Below are 2280 nucleotides of genomic sequence, written 5' to 3' on the forward strand. Positions count from 1 at the left end.
AGTCCGGAGCCGAAGGGAAACCAAGTCTTAATAGGGCCAGAGTCAGTCAACGTAGACCCGAAACCGGGTGATCTACCCATGTCCAGGTTGAAGTTGCCGTAAAAGGCAATGGAGGACCGAACGCACATCTGTTGAAAAAGGTGGCGATGAGGTGTGGGTAGGGGAGAAATTCCAATCGAACCCGGAGATAGCTGGTTCTCCTCGAAATAGCTTTAGGGCTAGCCTCGGCAGAGTCTTTTGGAGGTAGAGCACTGAATTTCCTAGGGGGCGTCACAGCTTACCGAAGAATATCAAACTCCGAATGCCAGTAAGATGATTGCCGGGAGTCAGACTGCACGAGATAAGTTGGGTAGTCAAAAGGGAAAGAGCCCAGACCTACAGCTAAGGTCCCAAAGTGTGTGTTAAGTGGAAAAGGATGTGGGATTTCTAAGACAACTAGGATGTTGGCTCAGAAGCAGCCATACATTCAAAGAGTGCGTAATAGCTCACTAGTCGAGAGGTCCTGCGCCGAAAATGTCCGGGGCTGAAACACAACACCGAAGCTTAGGGATGCAGTAATGCATCGGTAGAGGAGCATTCTTAAAGGGGCGAAGCAGTACCGAAAGGAGCTGTGGACTTTTAAGAAGAGAGAATGCCGGAATGAGTAGCGAGAACAAGGTGAGAATCCTTGTGGCCGAATATCCAAGGTTTCCAGAGTAAAGCTGATCTGCTCTGGGTAAGTCGGGGCCTAAGGCGAGGTCGAAAGACGTAGTCGATGGACAACAGGTGGAAATTCCTGTACCGCGATATAACAGAACTGTGGGGACGCAGAAGGAAAGCACAAGCCGGGAACGGAAACCCCGGTACAAGCGAGGTAGGAGTACGGTTGGCAAATCCGCCGTACAATCTGAAGACGTGACGTGGACCGAAATTAAAGTAGGGAAGTGTGTGAGCCGGCTGCCAAGAAAAGCCGCTATTGTTTATATCGTGCCCGTACCGTAAACCGACACAGGTGGATGAGGAGAGAATCCTAAGGCCGACGGAAGAAGCATTGTCAAGGAACTCGGCAAAATGACCCCGTAACTTCGGGAGAAGGGGTGCCACAGAAATGTGGCCGCAGAGAATTGGCCCAAGCAACTGTTTAGCAAAAACACAGGTCTATGCAAAACCGAAAGGTGAGGTATATGGGCTGACGCCTGCCCGGTGCTGGAAGGTTAAGGGGAGAGGTTAGCGCAAGCGAAGCTTTGAACTTAAGCCCCAGTAAACGGCGGCCGTAACTATAACGGTCCTAAGGTAGCGAAATTCCTTGTCGGGTAAGTTCCGACCCGCACGAAAGGCGTAATGATTTGGGCACTGTCTCGACAATGCATCCGGTGAAATTGAAGTACCAGTGAAGATGCTGGTTACCTGCGCCAGGACGGAAAGACCCCATGGAGCTTTACTCCAGCTTGATACTGGGATTCGGTATTGCATGTACAGGATAGGTGGGAGGCAAAGAAACGAGGACGCCAGTCTTCGTGGAGCCGCTGTTGGGATACCACCCTTGCAGTGCTGGATTTCTAACCTGCGGCCGTGAACCGGTCGGGGGACAATGTCAGGCGGGGAGTTTGACTGGGGCGGTCGCCTCCGAAAGGGTATCGGAGGCGCTCAAAGGTTCCCTCAGAATGGTTGGAAACCATTCGAAGAGTGCAAAGGCAGAAGGGAGCTTGACTGCGACACCGACGGGTGGAGCAGGTACGAAAGTAGGACTTAGTGATCCGGTGGTATAAAGTGGGATTGCCATCGCTCAACGGATAAAAGCTACCCTGGGGATAACAGGCTTATCACTCCCAAGAGTTCACATCGACGGAGTGGTTTGGCACCTCGATGTCGGCTCATCGCATCCTGGGGCTGTAGTAGGTCCCAAGGGTTGGGCTGTTCGCCCATTAAAGCGGTACGCGAGCTGGGTTCAGAACGTCGTGAGACAGTTCGGTCCCTATCCGGCGTGGGCGTAGGATATTTGAGAGGAGCTGTCCTTAGTACGAGAGGACCGGGATGGACCGACCACTGGTGTATCGGTTGTACTGCCAAGTGCATGGCCGAGTAGCCAAGTCGGGAAGGGATAAACGCTGAAGGCATCTAAGCGTGAAGCCCCCCTCAAGATGAGATATCCCATAGCACAAGCTAGTAAGACCCCTTGAAGACGACAAGGTGGATAGGGCAGAGGTGGAAGTGCAGCAATGTACGGAGCTGACTGCTACTAATAGGTCGAGGGCTTGACCAGAATGGTCTGAAGGTTTGAGATTAGAGGTTTGGAAGAGA

1 rRNA gene is annotated in these 2280 nt (G+C 52.4%); it reads left to right on the forward strand.

What is annotated here, in order from left to right:
* Positions 1 to 2242: ribosomal RNA gene (locus tag KTH89_RS24605) — 23S ribosomal RNA — on the forward strand; the annotation flags it as partial.
* Positions 2243 to 2280 lie beyond the last annotated feature (38 nt).

The sequence above is a fragment of the Diplocloster agilis genome (assembly GCF_019042275.1).
Taxonomy (GTDB): Bacteria; Bacillota; Clostridia; order Lachnospirales; family Lachnospiraceae; genus Diplocloster; species Diplocloster agilis.